Raw genomic sequence first — 16,569 nt, 5'->3', positions numbered from 1 at the left:
GACGGCAAAAGCTGAATTCTAAAGTAAATTCAATGAGATGAGGTAGAACCATGACACTTCCGATTGGCGCCACCGCACCCGACTTCGAAGCCGAGACCACCGAAGGGAAGATCAAGTTCCACGACTGGATCGGCAACAGCTGGGCCCTGCTGTTCTCGCACCCGAAGGACTTCACGCCGGTTTGTACGACCGAGCTCGGCGCTCTCGCCAAGTTGAAACCGGAGTTCGACAAGCGCGGCGTCAAGCTGATGGGCCTCTCGGTCGATCCGGTCGACCGCCATTCCAAATGGTCGGAGGACATCAAGGAGACGCAAGGCGCCGCACCGAACTACCCGATGATCGGCGACACCGATTTCAACGTCTCCAAGCTCTACGAGATGCTGCCGGCCTCGACCTCGGGCGATCCCCTCACCCGCACGCCGGCCGACAACCAGACCGTCCGCAACGTCTTCGTCATCGGGCCGGACAAGAAGATCAAGCTGGTGCTGGTCTACCCGATGACCACAGGGCGAAACTTCCAGGAGATCCTGCGCGCCATCGACTCGCTCCAGCTCACCGCCAAGCATCGCGTCGCGACGCCGGCCGACTGGACCCAAGGGCAGGACGTCATCATCGCGGGCTCGGTCTCCAACGACGAGGCCAAGACGATCTACCCGCAGGGCTGGAAGGAGCCGAAGCCCTACATCCGCATCGTGCCGCAGCCGAAGTGATTTTTGGCCGATAGCGACTGCAAAACGTCATCCCGGGATGGTCCGAAGGGCCAGCCCTGAGGTGCGCAATTGCGCACCGGGGTTCGGTGCTAGCGCACCGCCCCGGAACGGCTGCATTGGATCACGCCGCGTGGACACGGTCGAGGAAGCCGTCGACCTCGGCCTTGAGATGCAGGCTCTCGCCCGACAACGCCTGGGCGGAGGCAAACATCCGGCTCGAGGTCTCGCCCGTCTCGCCCGCGCCCTTGGCGGCGTGACGGACATTGACGGCGACATCGGCCGTGCCCGACACCGCCGCGCGAACGCTGGCCACGATGTTGTGGGTCGCGCTTTTCTGCTGCTCGACCGCAGCCGAGATCGAGCCGGCGATGCCGCTGATGCGCTCGATGGTCTGGCTGATCGCCTTGATGGCAGCGACCGATTCCTCGGTCGCGAGCTGCATGCTCTCGATCTGGTTCGAGATCTCGTCGGTCGCCTTGGCGGTCTGGCCGGCGAGCGTCTTGACCTCCTGGGCCACCACCGCGAAGCCGCGGCCGGCATCGCCCGCGCGCGCGGCCTCGATGGTGGCATTCAGCGCCAACAGGTTGGTCTGCTCGGCGATCGAGGTGATCAGCTTGACGACGTCGCCGATGCGCGCGCCGGCTTCCGAGAGCTGAGCGATGCGCTGGTCGGTCGCCTCGGCCTGCCGCACCGCCTCGGCGGAGATCTCGTTGGATTCCTGCACCCGGCGGGTAATCTCGGAGATGGATTGGGACAGTTCGTCGGAGGCCGACGCCGCCGAACGCACGTGCTCGGAGGCGCTTTCGGAGGCTCCGGCGGACCGCGCCGACAGATCGGCCGTGGAACGCGCGACGTCGGTGAGCTGCCGCGCCACGCGCTCGAACTCGCCCGACGATATCAGCACCTTGTCGAGGATACCGCCGACGCTGCCGCGGAACTCCTCGACGAAGTTGCGCAGGTCGGATTTGCGCTGCTCGGCAGCCGCAGCTGTGGCCGCCGCCTGCTCGCTGCGCAGGCGCGCCCGCTCCTGCGAATTGCTCTTGAACACCGCGACCGTGCGGGCGATCTCGCCGATCTCGTCGGCGCGGTCCTCGCACTCGATCGCGACGTCGCTCTGGCCGTTGGCAAGCGCCGTGAGCGAATGCGTGACCGAGGTGAGCGGTTTCGTGACCCGGCGGACGATCACCAAGGTGAGGATCAGGACTAGGAGCGCAGCGAGCCCAGCGGCGGCGGCCATGCTCTCGATCGCCTGGGACAGCATGCTCTCGAACTGGGCCATCGGGATGCCGACATAGAGGATGCCGGCGACCTTGCCGGTCGCGTCCAGAATCGGGAAATAGGCGGTCATGAACGTCTTACCGAACAGCGTGGCCGGCCCCTTATAGGCCTCGCCACGACGCAGCGGCGCCTGCCCCGGATGATCGGCGGCAAGCTGGGTGCCGACGGCGCGGTCGCCATTTTCCTTCTTCACGTTGGTCGAGCGTCGCACGAATTGCCCGCTCGCCTCGTCGAACACGAACAGGGTCGCATTGCCGCCGACATAGGACACCGCGCGATCGACGATGGCGTGATCCCTGAGGTCGGGCATATTGGGAATCTCGGCGCGCTGGACCGCGCCATCCCGGATCGTGATCTTGACGTCTGGAACGGTCTCGGCAAAGGCCAAAGCCAACGTGCGCAGATTGACCTCGATGTCGCGGAGCGCTCGATCATTGAAGGCGGATGTCAGCGACCAATAGCCGGCGCCGACCACAAGCGCTGTATTCATGGCGATCAGCAGTACCGCGCACAGGACGGCCTTGGTGCCGAGCTTGAACTGCGGCAGGAACTTCGCCGAGAGAAGGTTGGACATGGATGAAATGACCCCCGTAATTCCTGCATATTCGTGCAATCGGCTTACGGCCCCATTAACGACCGTTCGCACCGCGGCCCGCGGCATGCTTTCCAAATCGTAAACGAGGACACCGCTGACCGGCGGCCCGTGCTGGCGCCTGGCGCCCCCTGCCCGCATCGAAGGAGCTGCGTCCTCCACCGAAGATCGCAAGCGATGCCATCGAAAGCCTAGCGCTGGGTGCCGGAGCTGAAGGACCGGCCGGCGAAGCTGATCCACCCGCCGTGGCAGGCAACGCCGATCGAGCTTGCGAGCGCGGGCATCATGCCCGCAGCTGATCGTCGATCATGCCGAGGGATGCGAGCGCTCGCCGCCTACGCAAAGATCCGCAAAGGTTGAGCGTTGCTTTGACACAATTTTGAAACCCGCTATCGTCATCGCTTCGTTCAAACAATGGGGGACGACATGGACGACGATAAGCCGATCACAGAGCAGGCGATGGGCACGATCACCACCGCCGTGGAAGCGACCAAGGACGCCGCGGTCACCGCCGTCAAGCAGGTGAAGAAAGCCGCCAAGAAGGTTACGAAGAAAGTAGCGCCGAAGAAGACTGCGAAGAAGGCTGCGAAGAAGACCACGAAGAAGGCCGCAAAGAAATCGTCCAAGAAAGCCGCGAAAAAGGCCGCCAAGAAAGCCTCCAAGAAAGCCGCCAAGTCGAAGAAGAAGGCCAAGAAGGCCAAGCGCTGATCGCACTCAGAGCAGATCTCCGGGCGCGGGCGCGCCCGGAGACAGCTCCAGCGCCAGCCTACCCTCGCCGTTTGGCTGCGCGCCGGCCAGGATGATGCTTGCCCTTGGGATCGCGGAATTCACTGCGATGGCCGCGCCGGTCCTCGGCGTTGAAGCGCCGCCGTTTTTCCGGTGAGCCGAACTGCTTGATCACCCGCCTGCCGTTGAACTTCTTGATCACGTAGCCGCCCTCGGTCATCGAGAACGGCGCCTCAAGCGACCCCATATGCACGCCTCGCCTTCTTCATGGACATCACCGCGCTGAAAAAGAAATAGGTTGAATGCCCCACCCTAGCACGAAAACAGTCAACACACGTCAGGGCTGTGCGCGCTGGATATCGCTAAGAGCGTCGATTGACCACAAAGACCGCTGCGGCGCAGAGCGCCATGCCGACAATGGCAATTGCGTCCAGCTTTTCTCCGAACAGCAGATAGGCCATCAGCGCCGTCACGGCCGGCACCAGATAAAACAGGCTCGCGACCGAGGTTGCCGCGGCGTGGCGGATCAGCCAGTACAACAGCCCGATCGATCCAATCGAGAGCGCCACGGCCAGCCAGGCGAGCGCAAGCACGAATTCCCGCGTCCAGTGCACCACGCGGTCTTCGAACAGAAAGGCTCCGATCGCGAAGAAAATTGTGACGGACACGTATTGCACGAGATTGCCGGCGCGCCAGTCGATGTGATTGCAGTAGCGGCGCTGATAGAGCGTGCCGAGCGTGATGCTGATCAGCGAGACCACCGAGGCGAGCCAGCCGAGCCCGGCTTCGCCGGTCATTGGGCGGTTGTGCAGGATCAGCACGACCCCGCCGAGGCCGAGCACGAGACCGGCCCATTGCATCACCATTCTTCCGGACAGGGATCGATGATTTTCCAGAGCTCGACCCCGTTCTTGATCTTCTTCATGTCGGTGGTGAGCCCGCCATTGCGGCGGATCCAGTCCTTCACCTTGTCGGGGTAGTAGGACATCAGATCGGAGGTGCCCTCGGCGCTGGTGACCTTGATGCCGAAGGTGAAGGCCTTGTCGTAGTAGGCCTGGTGGAAGCCGAGGCTGGCGCGCGGCGTCACACAGATCTTGTTCATCGGCACGATGCCGAGCACGAGCGTGCAGGCCGAATTGCAGATGCCGTCGATGATGACGCGCTCGCCCTTCTCACGCACGCGCTTGTACTTGGCCTTGTACTCCTCGACATAGCCGCCGTGGTCGCGGGTGATGTGCAGCTCGGCGCGCGCCGGCGTAGCGGCGGCGAGGCAGAGCGACAGCAGGCTCAAAAGCGGGATGCGCATGGCGACGTGACGGCGAAAGCCTTCAGGAATGGACCGGCCTCGAAGGAGCCCCCCAAGGGCCGGCAGCAAGATTCTTAGCCGAATAGTCTTTGGTCATACTTGTGTGGGGAATTCGTTAAGCATCCCGAAAAGGCCAAAAATGGGCAGCTTTCGACCGCATGTCCGGCAATTCTGTCACACCCACCCGGAAATCTGCGGGGTTGGGCCTGATTCCGCGCCTCCGAACCGATGTCCTGGCCACCCGAAATTGCTATAAATGGCCGACCTATTCGCGGGTTCCGGAGAATCGAGATGAGCAAGTTGAAGCTTGTAGCCGCAGTTGCTGCCCTGTCGGCTGCAATCCTAGCCCCTGGCCTCGCGGAGGCGCGGGGACATCACCGGTATCACCGCTCCTACGCCAACCCGCTGCCCTATCCGATCAGCTATCTGCACAATTACGGGCCCGGCATCACCCCCGGGACCTTCGCCTATTACGACGGCCCGTCGACCAACCACTGCTACCGGGGCGCGGCCGCCTATATCGGCCAGGACGGCCGCCGGCACCCCTGCTACTGAGGCGCCGCGCGTCCTTCCCCGCGGGCGCCCCTATCTCGCGGCGCCCGACCAGAGCAATTGCTTCTCGATCTCGTAGACCGGCAGCTTGACGAGGTCTTTACCGACCTCGCACTGAAGCGCCTTGCGCACCACGTCGGAATAGTCGGCGCGGATCATGCCCAGCGCACGCGGTGAGGCCACCATAGTCAGTGCCGAGGTCTCTCCCGCACTGACGGCGGCATCGAGACGGCCGGCCAAGCTCCGCAGGAAGGCGCGCTCAGCCTCATCGTGCCAATCGGTTTGTTCGACGGAGCTGCGCGCCCCGCCGGCCGCCCCATGCAATCGGCCCGGCGCATCGGTCCCTAGCGCGCCGGTCGATGGGTTGGGCTGCTCATGCACTTCCCTGGTGTGAAGGTTCGGAAACATCTCGTCGCCGAGATTTTCCAGAATGAGCGCCTTGCGCCCGTCGCACACGACCAGCCAGTCCCCCTTGTCCAGTCTCATCTTGTCCATTGCACAGCTCCAAGCAACCCATGGGCCTGCCCTTCGAATTCCTCGAAGGGCTGGCCGTGCGGCAAGACTAGGGATGAAGCCGCGCCGACGAATTGCGCAGGATCAAGGATGGCGGCATGTCGTGCGGCACCTGCCGGCGCCAGCGCAACATTGGTCAGACGCTCGAACCTGGAATAGTCTGGCGCATTAAGGTCACGCCTGCGGCGGGCTCGCTGAAGATTTATTCATCAGCATTACATTTCGGTTCCGCCACAATTTGATCAGAACATCATCGATATCCTGCATCTGCGTCAGCGGAGGAAGACATCATGAAGCTCAAGATTGGCCTCGTCGCCGCATCCCTGTTCGGTGCCCTCGCGGCATCGCCGGCGGCGTCCGCCATGCCCATCGCGCCCGCCACCTGCAACGCCAGAAGTCTCCGACGTCGAGCAGGTCCGCATGGTCTGCAACGCCTGGGGACGCTGCTGGTGGCGTCCGAACTATTATGGGTATTACGGACCGCGGCCTTACTAGCCCCGGTATTATGCGCCGCGCTACTATGGCCCAGCTATTATGGCTACGGCTATCGCCGCTGGTGATATCGAAGGGGCCTGGGCCCTTCGCTTTGCCAGGGGCATGAAATGTGCAGACGCATTTGGAGAAGGTGCAAAGACAGGAGGTCGGAGCTTTGCCCCTTTGCCTGTCCCGCGTGCACGCGCCTGCATTTCATCGACTTGCCTCCGGCCAGCAGATCAGCAGATGAAGTTAATAACATTGATCTGCCGTGGTCATGGCATGAGGTCCGCAATACTCGGCACGAAATCGATCGATTTACTGAAGCATGATGTTTCGCCATTGATGGCGATGCACCGACATCCATTTGCGTGTCCATTGCGCAGCCCAGCCGCCAGAGCATGTTGTTCGACGCCCTCGTCCCGTCCTCCGCGCTCCAACTGATCGGCTTTGCCGACGTCGATGCGTTCTCGGCCGATCGAGTCGCGGAGGACGCGAGGAGCATTCCGCTCGACGTTGCGAACTTCGCGGCGGCCCGCGCCGTCGTCTCCCTGCCGGCATGCCGCATCGTCGTGATGAGGTCGTTCGCGCGCATCCTCGACACCGCCTATCGGATGCCGGGCGGGATGGTGATCCTGGCGATGACCGACGACCTTCAGGCCAATTTCAGGGGTGTGGATCTCGACGCCCGCTTCTTCGTTGCACTGCGCGGTAACGATGAATGCCACTACGTCGAACCCCAGACCAATCATCACGCGATGATCATCCTCTCGCCTATCTTGCGAGACCGGGGCTGGTTCGATCGTGCCGACGATTTGCGGGCCCAGGTCGCGAACCGGCCGGCCCTGCTCCACGCACGGCAGCTCCTGCTCGACATTCTGCGAACCGCATCGGTGCAGCCGCGCCTGTTCGAGACCACCGAGGTCGCCGCCCATCTCCAGGAAGGCTTGCTGCTCGCGCTCGATGATCTGTTTCGGATCGATCCCCTGTCAGATCGGAGCACCTCCGTTCGCAGCGAGCGGTCGATCAAACTCGTGCAGCAGATCGACGATTACGTCGCAGCCTATCCGACCGCTCCGATCTATACGGCCGATCTCGCCAGCGAGTTTGGCGTCTCGATCCGGACGCTCGGCGGCGCGGTCAGCAAGGTGCGCGGCATGAGCCTGCACCAGTACATTCGCCTCAAAAGACTGTGGGCAACCCGCGCTCGCCTGCTCAAAGGCGGCGGCGCCACCGTCGCTACATGCGCGCGCGCCCAGGGTTTCCATCATCTCGGTGAGTTCGCCGCAGCATACCGCGCGACCTTCCACGAGGCGCCCTCGGACACGCTGGCCCGTGGCCGGCAAATCCGAGTGTCGGCAGGCTGACGCCGCCAGCCCAAGCGATGGTGACCAGCATCAGTGCTGATACAGAACAGATCTAGAACGCAGGGAGGCGTGGCGCGCTCGGAAGGATTCGAACCTCCGACCCTCGGAATCGAAATCCGATGCTCTATCCAGCTGAGCTACGAGCGCCTTGGCCCAGCATTGGGCCGCAACCGAGACGCGCTTATCCACTGCTGGCGAGTCAGCGCAGCAGACGGCGTTCGGATGGGTTCGAATTAGCAGAGAGGCCGAACAATAAAAAGCCCCACCCGCCTCCGTTCAAGACGAGTCAAAGGTGCTCTCACCAGGTCGTGTTGAAAAGGCCGAAATGCGGCTGCTGGGCGATCATCATCGGCTGTGCCTGTTGCGGCGCCCGATGCGTCCTGACGACCTTGCGCTTGGGCTGAGCCTGGGCCGGAGAAGCCGCGGCAGCCTGAACCTGGGCCTCGGTCTTCCGGGCTGCGGCGGCGGTATCGGCCTTCGGGCCCGGCGTGAACTGGGCGAACGTCTCGCGGACCCGCACCTTGGCCGACATCTCGGCCAATGCGGGCGACATGCCAGCCTGCACTGGCGGCTGAGGCGCAACGACGGCGGTCTTCATCGCAGGCGCGGCGATGGTCGGCTGGCTGGTGTCGAGCACGACACGTTCAGGCAAATGGCGATCGGACCGGATTCGGATCAGCGGCTGGTCGTTGCTCGCGGTCGCAACAGCTTGCGCCACGGGTGCTGCCGGCAGCATGAAATCCGCCGCAAACAACAGTGTGAGCAAAGCTCCACCGACAAAGATGAAATACCGAAAGATGGGCATTGGCCGCGCTCCGCCCCCCGCATCCCCGCGTGGGCTCTTCGCCTTAACAGGCGATTCTCTAGTTGGTTCCTGGCCCTGCCCCTTTGGTTCAAATGGCAACGCCAAGTATTTTGGCCAAGACCTGCGGATGGTAACTTTTCCGCTATCCGGAAAAATGCCGCCCTTTAGGCGCGGCGTGCTGCAACCAGCGAACACTTCGCCTGGTCGGCATTCACATTGACGAAGCCGACGGGAATATGCGCATAGGTCTTGCGGCTCTTCATGCTGACAGCGTCCGCCAGCACACGACTGCGATCAGTGAGATGACTGCCGTCGCGCCGCGCGAACACGCAGACGATCTCGACGTCCTTTACGGCATAGTCATTGTCGTTTCGCAGCGTGAACGTCACCAGCGCCTTCGAGCCGAGGCCGCCGCGGCGCCAGGTCTGCGATGAAATCCTGAGACGACCAAGTTCTGCCATTGCCGGCGCCTGAGCTGCGGAAGACGGCGAGCCCGCAGCTGCCGCATCGCCTGAAGGCGCCGTCTCGACGGCTGCCAGGCCGGTGGTCACCGGTTGCGCGCTATTGCCTTTGGAGAGAGGCAGTAGCATCCAGATTCCGCAGCCCACAATGATCGCTGCCAGCAGCCACAGCAGGCTTCGGCCAAACGAGACGCTCGCAACCGTCACGGCCCGCGCCAATCGTTCGCCAGTCCCGGCGAAACGCCCCAACCCGAACCGGTCAAGCCTAACGTTCATGGTTTTCATCACCGACAGCGGCTGAAGCACGTCCTACGACGGACTAAGCCACCGTTTCACTTAATCGGGAACACGAACTAAGGTTCCCGGCCCGTTGCGAATCAGCAAAGACGGTGGCGATCGCCGGCTGGGGCCGTTAAACATGCTGCGCAACATCGAAAGACCGCGTTGGGAGAGAATGAAATGCCAGTCGTCACTTGGGATCACGTCCATCTGCGCAGCCCCGATCCGGAGGCTACGGCGGCCTGGCTGCGGGACATCCTCGGTGGCGAGATCGTGCGCGCGCCCGGACGGATCGACGTGAACCTTGGCGGCGCCAGGGTCTTCATCGCGCCGCTCGAGGGCGACGCCGGCGTCAGCCCGCCGCCCCCGCATCCGCATCAGGGCCTCGACCATTTTGGTCTGACGGTAAAAGACATCGACGCCGTCGCCGCCGAGATCAAGGCCAAGGGCGTCATCTTTACGCGCGAGCCGACGACGATCAGGCCCGGCGTACGCATCTGTTTCATCCGCGGCCCCGAAGGCATCTCCATCGAACTGCTCGAGCGCGACAAGAAGTATACCTGACGCGACGCGAGCGGCATCAGGCACCGGCCTTCCGAGCGAAGCGCTGCCCGGTGTGTCTACGTCATGCTACCGGGCATAAAGCAACGGATGGTGACGCCCATGTAGCCGTAGATCGGCCAGACCATGGTCCGTCCGACCCGGTTCGGCTCCGAGATCACGGCTTCCTCCGGCACGTCCACCCAGACGAGTTCCTGCGGCTGGCCGTCGATGGCGGAGCCATAGCGCGGGACGCGGACACGATAGTGCCCGTCCTTGCTGTCCCAGTCGGAGTCCGAGAGCGCCGAGCCGTCGGCGTCGGAGCAGCACGGCCCCTTGCCGCTACGCAGACCGTCGAACCAGGCCTTCAAATCCGCATTGGTGTTGACGAACTGGCCACGGTCACGCGCGTGCCCGAAGGGAGCCGCGAGCGCAATCAGGCCCAAGGCGCACGCCAGCCTTGTCACGCTTAGCCAGCGTGTCGCGCTGCCGATCCGCCGTCGTTCGCTTTTGCAATTCGTGGGACGCGCACCGTACAGACGCGGCTCATCGCCGCCGGAATCGATCCAGTTGCTCACGTTCGTCTTGCTCCAGCACTCCGCGGCCAGTGCAACAATGGTTATGCATTTCGCGGGCCAACTCCGATTCGCAACGTTCGGCCTCGCCTCATCATCAGACCGTCATGACGGCGTCACGCACAAGCCGGGACAACTACGGTCGCGACGGCAGCTCCCGCTAACCGGCAAAAGTGACGCGTTGCGCCGGCGGACGCGCTTTGGCATAAATGCTCTACCGGTTACGCCATTGGGCGATGGCGGCCGACCTGCGGGACGTTATGAAGAACGGCCTCTATTCGATTCACGTGACCTTGCTCGACGGTCGAGTCGGCAAGGGCAGTGGCGTCATTCTCTTCCGCGACGGCAAGATCCTTGGCGGCGACGCCTACCTTTATTACACCGGCAGCTACACGGTGAAGGGCAACAACACGTTCAAAGGCGAGGTCCTGGTGCAGCGCCACACCTCGCCGCGCGGCGACGACAATCCGCTGTTCGGCGGCCCCGCCCCCGTCGGCATCGGCGTCAGCGGCACCTTCACGGAGACGCGCGGGGAGATGACTGGCACGGCGCTGGTCGGCAAGGCTAGCCAGATCTTCGGCGCGACGCTGCACAGGCTCGCCGACGTCGATTAGGGCGTGCCGCCATAAGTCACGACGCACGGCCCAAACTAGTCCGCAGCAAGCCCCTGACATCCTGAGCAATAGATCGTATGCAGTAGGGATGCCTGGATCGTGGACATATCGCCCATGGCACGTGACGCGGCGATCGAGCTCGGCCACCTCGCGGCGGCACAGTCAGTCGCGCTCGCCTGTCACGTACATCCGGATGTCCAAGTTGCCGCCGTCAGCGAAGGATGGCGCATGTACGTGACCACGGTCGGAGAGTTCCGCGCCATCGCGGGCGATATCGTCGTCATCCCGGCGGGCGTACCGCACGCCTCGCACGGCGGCGCCGGCTCGATCGTCAGCCATCTCTATCTATCGAGCGATCATGCGGCGGTGAAAGGGATATCTGGGCCGCTCTGTATCCGCAACTCGCGGGCAACCTTGCCGGACGAGATGCTTGACGCGATCGGCTCGTGCCCGAAACGTCTCACGCGGCCGGCCCGATGTGCCGCGCTGACGGAGCTGGTTTCGTGCAACGATCTCGCCATCCGCACGATCGCTGCACGGCAGGGTCGATCGACAGATGGCTTCATTCGGCTGTTCAAGCGAGAGGTTGGAATGACCCCCGCCGCCTATCGTCTTGCGCTGCGACTGGCGTGGGCACGCTCGCGTTTGAAGCGCGGCGACACCGTCGCCGACGTGGCTTATGCCGGCTCGTTCTCCGACCAGAGCCACCTGGGTCGCCTGTTTCGACGCGCTTACGGCGCAACGCCTGCCGCCTACCGTTCAGCGTTCGCGGATTGAGACGGTCGATTTCGTTCCAGACGTGAATTGGACTCGGGCGCTAAGCTGGCTCCACCTCTGCATGCCACTGCGAGCCGCGCATGAACCTCTTGGCACCTTTCGTGGTCCTGTCCGCAGGCCTGAGCCTCGCCTTTCAGCAGGTGCTGAACGCCAGTCTTGGCAACGCCATGCAATCCGCGCGGTGGGCGGCGTTCGTGAGTTATCTTGGCGGAACAATCGCGTTGCTGCTGGTTCTGGTCGCCGTACGCGAGCCGATACCCGCTGCCGCCCTGGCCGGACGAGCTCCTTTGATCGCATGGACCGGGGGAATCTTCGGCGCGATCTTCATCGCGACCAGCATCCTCATGGTGCCGCGCCTCGGCATGGCGACGGTATTGACGTTGATCGTCGTGGGTCAGTTGCTCGGTTCGTTGGCGTTCGACCACATCGGGATGTTCAGCCTGCCGCACCATCCGATCACGTTGACACGCATTTTGGGCGCCGGGTGTCTCATCCTGGGCGCGGCTCTCGTTCGCGGGTAACGATCGCCGAAGCGCCGCGCGCTAATGAGTCCGCGACCTGGTTATTCCGCCGCCTGTTCGAGCGGCGCTATGCGCGGCAGGATCATCTGGATGCGCGTGCCGCTGCCCGGCTCGGAATCGAGATCGAGCCGGCCGCCGAGCCGGTTGGTGACGATGCTGTAGACGATGTGCAGGCCGAGGCCAGTGCCGCCCTGGTCGCGTCGCGTCGTGAAGAACGGATCGAAGGCGCGGCGGCGGACGTCGAGCGACATGCCGCAGCCATTGTCGGAGAAGATGATCTCGACATTGTCCTTGCCGGACTCACGCACCTGGATGTCGATGGTCCCCGGCCGGCCGTCCGGGAAAGCGTGCGCCACCGAATTGAGAAACAGGTTGGTCAGCACCTGACCGTAAGGGCCGGGATAGCTGTTCATGGTGAGGTCCGGCTGACACTCGACGTTGAGCGTCAGATTGTGCTTGCGCAGGCCGGGTCGCAGGCTCATCACCACCTGCTCGGTGAGGTCGCCGAGGTCGAAGCTGCGCTGGTCCGAATAGTTACGGTCGGCCGCGACCTGCTTGAACGACTGGATCAGCTCGGCGGCGCGGTTGAGGTTGGAGCGCGGCGAGCTTCTCCGCCTCGATCAGCGAGGCCTGGGTCTCGCGCAGATTGCGCAGCGCGGTCTCGGCGGCTTCCTTGGCTTTGCGCATCTCCTGCTCGCCGCGCTTGCGCTCGCCGATGTCGAGCGCGACGGTCACGATGCGCTCGATCTCGCCTTCGGCGTCGAGCAGCGGCAGCTTGTTGACCAGCCATTGCCGCATGTTGCCGGAGGCGTCCTTGTACTCCTCCTCATAGAAGCCTAGTCCCTTGCGGAACTTGAGCACGCGCTTGTCGCTCTCGTCGGACTTGGCCGCGCCGTAGCGCGACATCAGGTCGGCCGTGGTGCGGCCGAGTGCGTCGCCCGGCTCGATGCCGAAGATGCCGGCCATGTAGCGGTTCATCAGCACGTAGCGCAGGTCGCGGTCCTTGACATTGATCACCGCAGGCACGGTGTCGATGACCTGCTGGAGCAGGCGCCGGCCTTCGGCGATGGCGTCTTCCGCCCGCTTCTGGTCGGTGATATCGCGCAGCGTACCCTCGTAGCGGACGATTTTGCCCTGCTCGTCCCGCACGCCGGTGGCGCTGTCGGAGAGCCACAGGATGTTGCCGCTGCGCTGGCGTACCTGATATTCGAACTCGCGCACCATGCCGTCGCGCGCCATCAGCCGCTGATATTCGGCACGCGCCTCGGGGTGGACGTAGATCGTATGGGCGATGTCGTTGATGCTGTCGATGAGGTGCTGCGGGCTGTCATAGCCCATCATCCGCGCCAGCGCCGGATTGGCGTTGAGGAGGTCGCCGGCCGGTGTCGTCACGTAGATGCCATCGACCGATCCCTCGAACAGTTTGCGATAGCTCTCCTCGGCGAGGCGCTGCTCGGTAAGCGCGCGCACCGCCGCTTCGCGCGCGGTGTCGGCCTCCTCGAGCGCGCGGCGGAACACCTCGGCCGCCCGTGCGATGTCACCGATCTCGTTGTCGACGTCGGCGGACGGGATCGACGTGTCTTTCTGGCCCGCCGCAAGCGCGCGAATGGAGCGCGCGATCTGGGCGAGCGGACGGACGGTCCTGCGCACCACGAACAGCGCGGCGCCGATACCGATCAGCACGCCGACCGTGCCGAGCACGATGCTCTGCCACCGCGCCTCGGTCAGCGTGCGGGCGAAATCGCGCGACAGCACGTGGCCGCGCCGGGCGCTGACCTCGCGCAGCAATTCGGTGACGCGGCCAATCAGCCGGCCCTCGGTGCCCAGCACCTCGCGGTCGATGTCGGCGATCTGCCGCTCGCGGACGGCGACCGCCATGATCGCCTCGGCGTAATCGTTCACGGCCGACCTCAGCTTGCCATCGGCGATGTCCATCGCCCGCATTCCCTCCGCGGCCTGCTCGGCCGCGGACGGGTTGCGCGCCAGCAGTCCGAGCGCGATGCGGCTCTGCGCCTCAGACAGGCGGGAGGCCAGCTCGCGGTCCGCAGTGCCGGCGACGGCCGCGTCGAACCGGTCGCGCAGCGGCGGCAGGCCGGCGAGCAGCTGGGCGCGGCGGTCGATCAGGGTCGAGATCCGCTCCAGACCGGTCCGGTAGGTCGCCAGCCGCTCGGTGACCCCGTCGATCATGTCCTGCTGCTCGGGCGCGAGCTCGATGCGGGTCTTCTTCAGGATGTCACTTAAGGCGGAAGCCGCCTCACCGACCTGCTGGAACTGGATGCCGGCGCCGGGATCGGTGACGAAGTCGCGCGCGGCAAGGCGCAATTCGTTCATGCGGCGGTCGATGTCCTCGGCGAGGTCACCAACGCTCTGGAGCCGTTGCAGCTCGGCGAAGGTGGTGTCGATATGCCGGATCGCGATCACGCTCGCGGTCGAGGTGACGATGATCACCGCCAGCACCAACAGGAAGCTGCCGAAGGTGAGCTGGCCGATGGAGAGCGAAAAAGTTCGCTTTTTCTCAGGGGTCGGCGTCAATTCGGCGGACATTGGTGTTTGGGGGACCGGGCTATTGGAGGTCCAATATACGACGTATTGCGCCCCCGGGGGAACATGCCTCTGGCCGCCGAATATCCTTAATATCGGGCCTGCCGCCCCTCCTCCGTTTCCGACTATGAGCCTTTGAGGCTTGTCCGCCGCCGGGCCGGGATCGTCATGGCGGCAACGCCGAGGACGACGCAGGCCAGCCCGATCCAGGCGGTCCGGCTCAAGGTCTCGCCGAGGAAGGCGACGCTGATGGCAACCCCGATGGGGACGCGCAGATAGGCCTGCGCGGTGGTCCCGACCGAGCCTAGGGTCTGGATCAAGCGGAAGTAGATCGCAAACGCTGCTGCGGTCGAGAACACCGCGAGCGCCAGCAGAGCCAACACGGACGCCAGCGAGGGCGACAGCCTCCATGGCTGCTCGATGACGAGCGAGGCTGGCATCAGAACCGCCGCGCCCGCCAGCAGCGAGCCGGCGGCGGGCACCATGGGATCGAGCCACTTGAAACTGCGGCCGAAGATCGCGGCGCAGGCATAGCAGATCGTCGCGGCCACGATCGCCGCCTCCGCCAGCAGGCCGCTGCCGATGTCATGGAAGGCATCGACGCCGACGATCAGCAGGATGCCGGCCATGCCGGCGATCACGCCGAACAGCTTTCGCGGCGTCGTCGCCTCGTGGTGGGTGATCAGCGCCGTGAGCAGGAACGTGAAGATCGGCCCGGCCGAGTTGAGGATGGTGGCGAGCGCGGCATCGACATGGCGCTCGCCCCAGGCGATCAGCGTCCAGGGGATCACGCTGTTGAGCACCGCCTGAAACGCGAAGCGCTGCCAGGTTGCAGCGTCCGTCGGCATCCTGATGCCCCGCAACCACATGACGGCCAGCAGCAAGAAGCCCGCGATGGCGGTGCGCGCCGCAATCAGCGTGATCGGCGGGATGGTGGCGACGCCGAGCTTGATGAGGGTGTAGGAGCCGCCCCAGAGCGTCGCTAACGCGACCAGCAACGCCAGCTCGACGGCGATGTTGGTACCCTGCCGGTTGTCCATGCGTTGCGTCCCGTCCATTCGCGATGAACGGAACCTAGCGCGTCCGCAGCCACCGATACTTCGTTTGGTGTCGAACTATCCTAGCCGAGTGCCCCGACCTCGAACACCTCGCCGTCGTAGCCGGCCTCGCGGGGAATGTGGAGCTGACGGCCGGTTTCGGTCTTGGTCATCACAGGCATGACCGTGACGATCGACATCCCGCGGGCGTGCTCCAGTGCGGCACTCACGTTTGGCTGCTTGGCGAGCCGGATCAGATTGCGCGTGGTCGGGAACGGCAGCTTAAAGCGGCCGCTCTCCCCGCCCTCCACCGCCTCGCGCGGCGAGACCCAGATCGAATCCGTGGACTCGCGACCATCATGGGCGCCGAGCTGATCGGGCGGCGCTGCCGCAAGAAAGAACCAGGTGTCGAAGCGCTTCGGCATGCCCTCCGGCGTGATCCAGTGCGCATACGGCACGAGCGTGTCGAGCGCGAGCTGGAGGCCGTTATCTTCGAGGATTTTCTGGAAGCTAATATTATGCTCGTTTAGCGCGACGCGATGCGCATCCGCGATCTCGCCGGCACGCTTGGCGTCGACCGGCGCGCCCGAATCCTTCGATCGCGCCAGCAGGATGCCGCTTTCTTCAAAGGTCTCGCGGATCGCGGCAATCCGAAAGCCGCGGTCCGCTTCGCTGAGGCCCTCGCCGCCCGAATAAAGATCGGCGCGAGCGACGATTTCCTTGTCGCCGGCATCGACGCTGCCGCCGGGAAACACCAGCGCGCCCGAGTTGAACTCGATCTGATGATGGCGAACCATCATGAAGACTTCGATCTCGTCGCGGCTCTTGCCGTCGACACCCGCACCGTCGCGCAGCAGGAGAATGGTCGAGGCAGGGCGTGATGCGGCAGCTTCAGCCATGC

The 16,569-nt window shown here is 64.3% G+C and carries 16 protein-coding genes, 1 tRNA gene and 5 pseudogenes; 10 read left to right on the top strand and 12 right to left on the bottom strand.

Features of this window, described 5'->3' with window-relative positions; translation table 11 throughout:
• Positions 1-50 precede the first annotated feature (50 nt).
• On the top strand, positions 51-710 hold the full coding sequence (locus ACNJX8_RS17465) for a peroxiredoxin (protein ID WP_091889756.1): 660 nt from the start codon (positions 51-53) through the stop codon (positions 708-710).
• Between the two features lie 121 nt (positions 711-831).
• On the opposite strand, the gene ACNJX8_RS17460 is transcribed toward ACNJX8_RS17465, so the two are convergent.
• The gene (locus ACNJX8_RS17460) at positions 832-2,562 is read right to left on the bottom strand and encodes a methyl-accepting chemotaxis protein (RefSeq protein ID WP_439361448.1); all 1,731 of its coding nucleotides are present in this window, start codon (positions 2,560-2,562) and stop codon (positions 832-834) included.
• 213 nt (positions 2,563-2,775) lie between these two features.
• On the opposite strand from ACNJX8_RS17460, the pseudogene ACNJX8_RS17455 reads away from it, so the two are divergent.
• Positions 2,776-2,940, top strand: a pseudogene (locus tag ACNJX8_RS17455) (deoxyribodipyrimidine photo-lyase); the annotation flags it as partial.
• A gap of 66 nt (positions 2,941-3,006) precedes the next feature.
• Positions 3,007-3,288 carry a histone gene (locus ACNJX8_RS17450; RefSeq protein WP_164939110.1) on the top strand — a complete coding sequence of 94 codons (282 nt, stop codon included), beginning with the start codon at positions 3,007-3,009 and terminating at the stop codon, positions 3,286-3,288.
• 58 nt (positions 3,289-3,346) lie between these two features.
• On the opposite strand, the pseudogene ACNJX8_RS17445 reads toward ACNJX8_RS17450, so the two are convergent.
• From ACNJX8_RS17445 to ACNJX8_RS17435, 3 genes and pseudogenes are all read right to left on the bottom strand, one after another.
• Positions 3,347-3,556: pseudogene (locus ACNJX8_RS17445) on the bottom strand (hypothetical protein); the annotation flags it as partial.
• 112 nt (positions 3,557-3,668) lie between these two features.
• Positions 3,669-4,166, bottom strand: a pseudogene (locus tag ACNJX8_RS17440) (DMT family transporter); the annotation flags it as partial.
• The gene (locus ACNJX8_RS17435) at positions 4,166-4,612 is read right to left on the bottom strand and encodes a hypothetical protein (RefSeq protein WP_091889766.1); all 447 of its coding nucleotides are present in this window, start codon (positions 4,610-4,612) and stop codon (positions 4,166-4,168) included. The pseudogene ACNJX8_RS17440 and the gene ACNJX8_RS17435, both read right to left, overlap by 1 nt.
• A gap of 291 nt (positions 4,613-4,903) precedes the next feature.
• Here ACNJX8_RS17435 and ACNJX8_RS17430 point away from each other — a divergent pair, with 291 nt between their 5' ends.
• A complete protein-coding gene (locus ACNJX8_RS17430) occupies positions 4,904-5,167 on the top strand; it encodes a hypothetical protein (RefSeq protein WP_128933188.1) in 264 nt (87 codons plus the stop codon).
• 30 nt (positions 5,168-5,197) lie between these two features.
• On the opposite strand, the gene ACNJX8_RS17425 is transcribed toward ACNJX8_RS17430, so the two are convergent.
• Entirely contained in the window at positions 5,198-5,659 is a 462-nt protein-coding gene (locus tag ACNJX8_RS17425) for a host attachment protein (protein ID WP_439361447.1), read from the bottom strand.
• A 308-nt stretch (positions 5,660-5,967) separates the two neighbouring features.
• Between ACNJX8_RS17425 and ACNJX8_RS17420 the strand changes: the two are divergent.
• A pseudogene (locus tag ACNJX8_RS17420) lies at positions 5,968-6,237 on the top strand (hypothetical protein).
• Between the two features lie 315 nt (positions 6,238-6,552).
• Complete coding sequence (locus ACNJX8_RS17415) at positions 6,553-7,518, top strand: helix-turn-helix domain-containing protein (protein ID WP_439410340.1); 966 nt, start codon at positions 6,553-6,555, stop codon at positions 7,516-7,518.
• Positions 7,519-7,588: 70 nt separating this feature from the next.
• Here the strand turns inward: ACNJX8_RS17415 and ACNJX8_RS17410 are convergent.
• From ACNJX8_RS17410 to ACNJX8_RS17400, 3 genes are all read right to left on the bottom strand, one after another.
• Positions 7,589-7,665, bottom strand: a tRNA-Arg gene (locus tag ACNJX8_RS17410).
• Between the two features lie 151 nt (positions 7,666-7,816).
• On the bottom strand, positions 7,817-8,323 hold the full coding sequence (locus tag ACNJX8_RS17405) for a hypothetical protein (RefSeq protein WP_439361445.1): 507 nt from the start codon (positions 8,321-8,323) through the stop codon (positions 7,817-7,819).
• 164 nt (positions 8,324-8,487) lie between these two features.
• On the bottom strand, positions 8,488-9,060 hold the full coding sequence (locus tag ACNJX8_RS17400) for a hypothetical protein (RefSeq protein WP_249756510.1): 573 nt from the start codon (positions 9,058-9,060) through the stop codon (positions 8,488-8,490).
• A 183-nt stretch (positions 9,061-9,243) separates the two neighbouring features.
• On the opposite strand from ACNJX8_RS17400, the gene ACNJX8_RS17395 reads away from it, so the two are divergent.
• Positions 9,244-9,627 carry a VOC family protein gene (locus ACNJX8_RS17395; RefSeq protein ID WP_439361444.1) on the top strand — a complete coding sequence of 128 codons (384 nt, stop codon included), beginning with the start codon at positions 9,244-9,246 and terminating at the stop codon, positions 9,625-9,627.
• 56 nt (positions 9,628-9,683) lie between these two features.
• Here the strand turns inward: ACNJX8_RS17395 and ACNJX8_RS17390 are convergent, their stop codons facing one another.
• Positions 9,684-10,181 carry a hypothetical protein gene (locus ACNJX8_RS17390; RefSeq protein ID WP_128933178.1) on the bottom strand — a complete coding sequence of 166 codons (498 nt, stop codon included), beginning with the start codon at positions 10,179-10,181 and terminating at the stop codon, positions 9,684-9,686.
• Positions 10,182-10,438: 257 nt separating this feature from the next.
• On the opposite strand from ACNJX8_RS17390, the gene ACNJX8_RS17385 reads away from it, so the two are divergent.
• From ACNJX8_RS17385 to ACNJX8_RS17375, 3 genes are all read left to right on the top strand, one after another.
• Entirely contained in the window at positions 10,439-10,792 is a 354-nt protein-coding gene (locus ACNJX8_RS17385; RefSeq protein WP_164934954.1) for a GrlR family regulatory protein, read from the top strand.
• 114 nt (positions 10,793-10,906) lie between these two features.
• Complete coding sequence (locus tag ACNJX8_RS17380) at positions 10,907-11,569, top strand: helix-turn-helix domain-containing protein (RefSeq protein WP_439361443.1); 663 nt, start codon at positions 10,907-10,909, stop codon at positions 11,567-11,569.
• Positions 11,570-11,649: 80 nt separating this feature from the next.
• Complete coding sequence (locus ACNJX8_RS17375; protein WP_439361442.1) at positions 11,650-12,090, top strand: DMT family transporter; 441 nt, start codon at positions 11,650-11,652, stop codon at positions 12,088-12,090.
• A gap of 41 nt (positions 12,091-12,131) precedes the next feature.
• Here the strand turns inward: ACNJX8_RS17375 and ACNJX8_RS17370 are convergent.
• From ACNJX8_RS17370 to ACNJX8_RS17360, 3 genes and pseudogenes are all read right to left on the bottom strand, one after another.
• Positions 12,132-14,634: pseudogene (locus tag ACNJX8_RS17370) on the bottom strand (PAS domain S-box protein).
• A 122-nt stretch (positions 14,635-14,756) separates the two neighbouring features.
• On the bottom strand, positions 14,757-15,671 hold the full coding sequence (locus ACNJX8_RS17365; protein ID WP_439361440.1) for a DMT family transporter: 915 nt from the start codon (positions 15,669-15,671) through the stop codon (positions 14,757-14,759).
• Positions 15,672-15,751: 80 nt separating this feature from the next.
• On the bottom strand, positions 15,752-16,567 hold the full coding sequence (locus tag ACNJX8_RS17360) for an NUDIX hydrolase (protein WP_439361439.1): 816 nt from the start codon (positions 16,565-16,567) through the stop codon (positions 15,752-15,754).
• Positions 16,568-16,569 lie beyond the last annotated feature (2 nt).

It is taken from the genome of Bradyrhizobium sp. SPXBL-04, assembly GCF_051853035.1.
Taxonomy (GTDB): domain Bacteria; phylum Pseudomonadota; class Alphaproteobacteria; order Rhizobiales; family Xanthobacteraceae; genus Bradyrhizobium; species Bradyrhizobium zhanjiangense.
Note: the sequence above shows the minus strand (reverse complement) of the source record. Positions and strands in the feature narration are given on the sequence as shown.

Excerpts from the sequence above, each read along its gene's own strand:
- ACNJX8_RS17400 (WP_249756510.1), bottom strand. The coding sequence starts at position 9,060 with ATGAACGTTAGGCTTGACCGGTTCGGGTTGGGGCGTTTCGCCGGGACT.
- ACNJX8_RS17415 (WP_439410340.1), top strand. The coding sequence starts at position 6,553 with ATGTTGTTCGACGCCCTCGTCCCGTCCTCCGCGCTCCAACTGATCGGC.
- ACNJX8_RS17405 (WP_439361445.1), bottom strand. The coding sequence starts at position 8,323 with ATGCCCATCTTTCGGTATTTCATCTTTGTCGGTGGAGCTTTGCTCACA.
- ACNJX8_RS17425 (WP_439361447.1), bottom strand. The coding sequence starts at position 5,659 with ATGGACAAGATGAGACTGGACAAGGGGGACTGGCTGGTCGTGTGCGAC.
- ACNJX8_RS17375 (WP_439361442.1), top strand. The coding sequence starts at position 11,650 with ATGAACCTCTTGGCACCTTTCGTGGTCCTGTCCGCAGGCCTGAGCCTC.
- ACNJX8_RS17380 (WP_439361443.1), top strand. The coding sequence starts at position 10,907 with ATGGCACGTGACGCGGCGATCGAGCTCGGCCACCTCGCGGCGGCACAG.
- ACNJX8_RS17460 (WP_439361448.1), bottom strand. The coding sequence starts at position 2,562 with ATGTCCAACCTTCTCTCGGCGAAGTTCCTGCCGCAGTTCAAGCTCGGC.
- ACNJX8_RS17465 (WP_091889756.1), top strand. The coding sequence starts at position 51 with ATGACACTTCCGATTGGCGCCACCGCACCCGACTTCGAAGCCGAGACC.
- ACNJX8_RS17360 (WP_439361439.1), bottom strand. The coding sequence starts at position 16,567 with ATGGCTGAAGCTGCCGCATCACGCCCTGCCTCGACCATTCTCCTGCTG.
- ACNJX8_RS17430 (WP_128933188.1), top strand. The coding sequence starts at position 4,904 with ATGAGCAAGTTGAAGCTTGTAGCCGCAGTTGCTGCCCTGTCGGCTGCA.
- ACNJX8_RS17395 (WP_439361444.1), top strand. The coding sequence starts at position 9,244 with ATGCCAGTCGTCACTTGGGATCACGTCCATCTGCGCAGCCCCGATCCG.
- ACNJX8_RS17365 (WP_439361440.1), bottom strand. The coding sequence starts at position 15,671 with ATGGACAACCGGCAGGGTACCAACATCGCCGTCGAGCTGGCGTTGCTG.
- ACNJX8_RS17450 (WP_164939110.1), top strand. The coding sequence starts at position 3,007 with ATGGACGACGATAAGCCGATCACAGAGCAGGCGATGGGCACGATCACC.
- ACNJX8_RS17435 (WP_091889766.1), bottom strand. The coding sequence starts at position 4,612 with ATGCGCATCCCGCTTTTGAGCCTGCTGTCGCTCTGCCTCGCCGCCGCT.
- ACNJX8_RS17385 (WP_164934954.1), top strand. The coding sequence starts at position 10,439 with ATGAAGAACGGCCTCTATTCGATTCACGTGACCTTGCTCGACGGTCGA.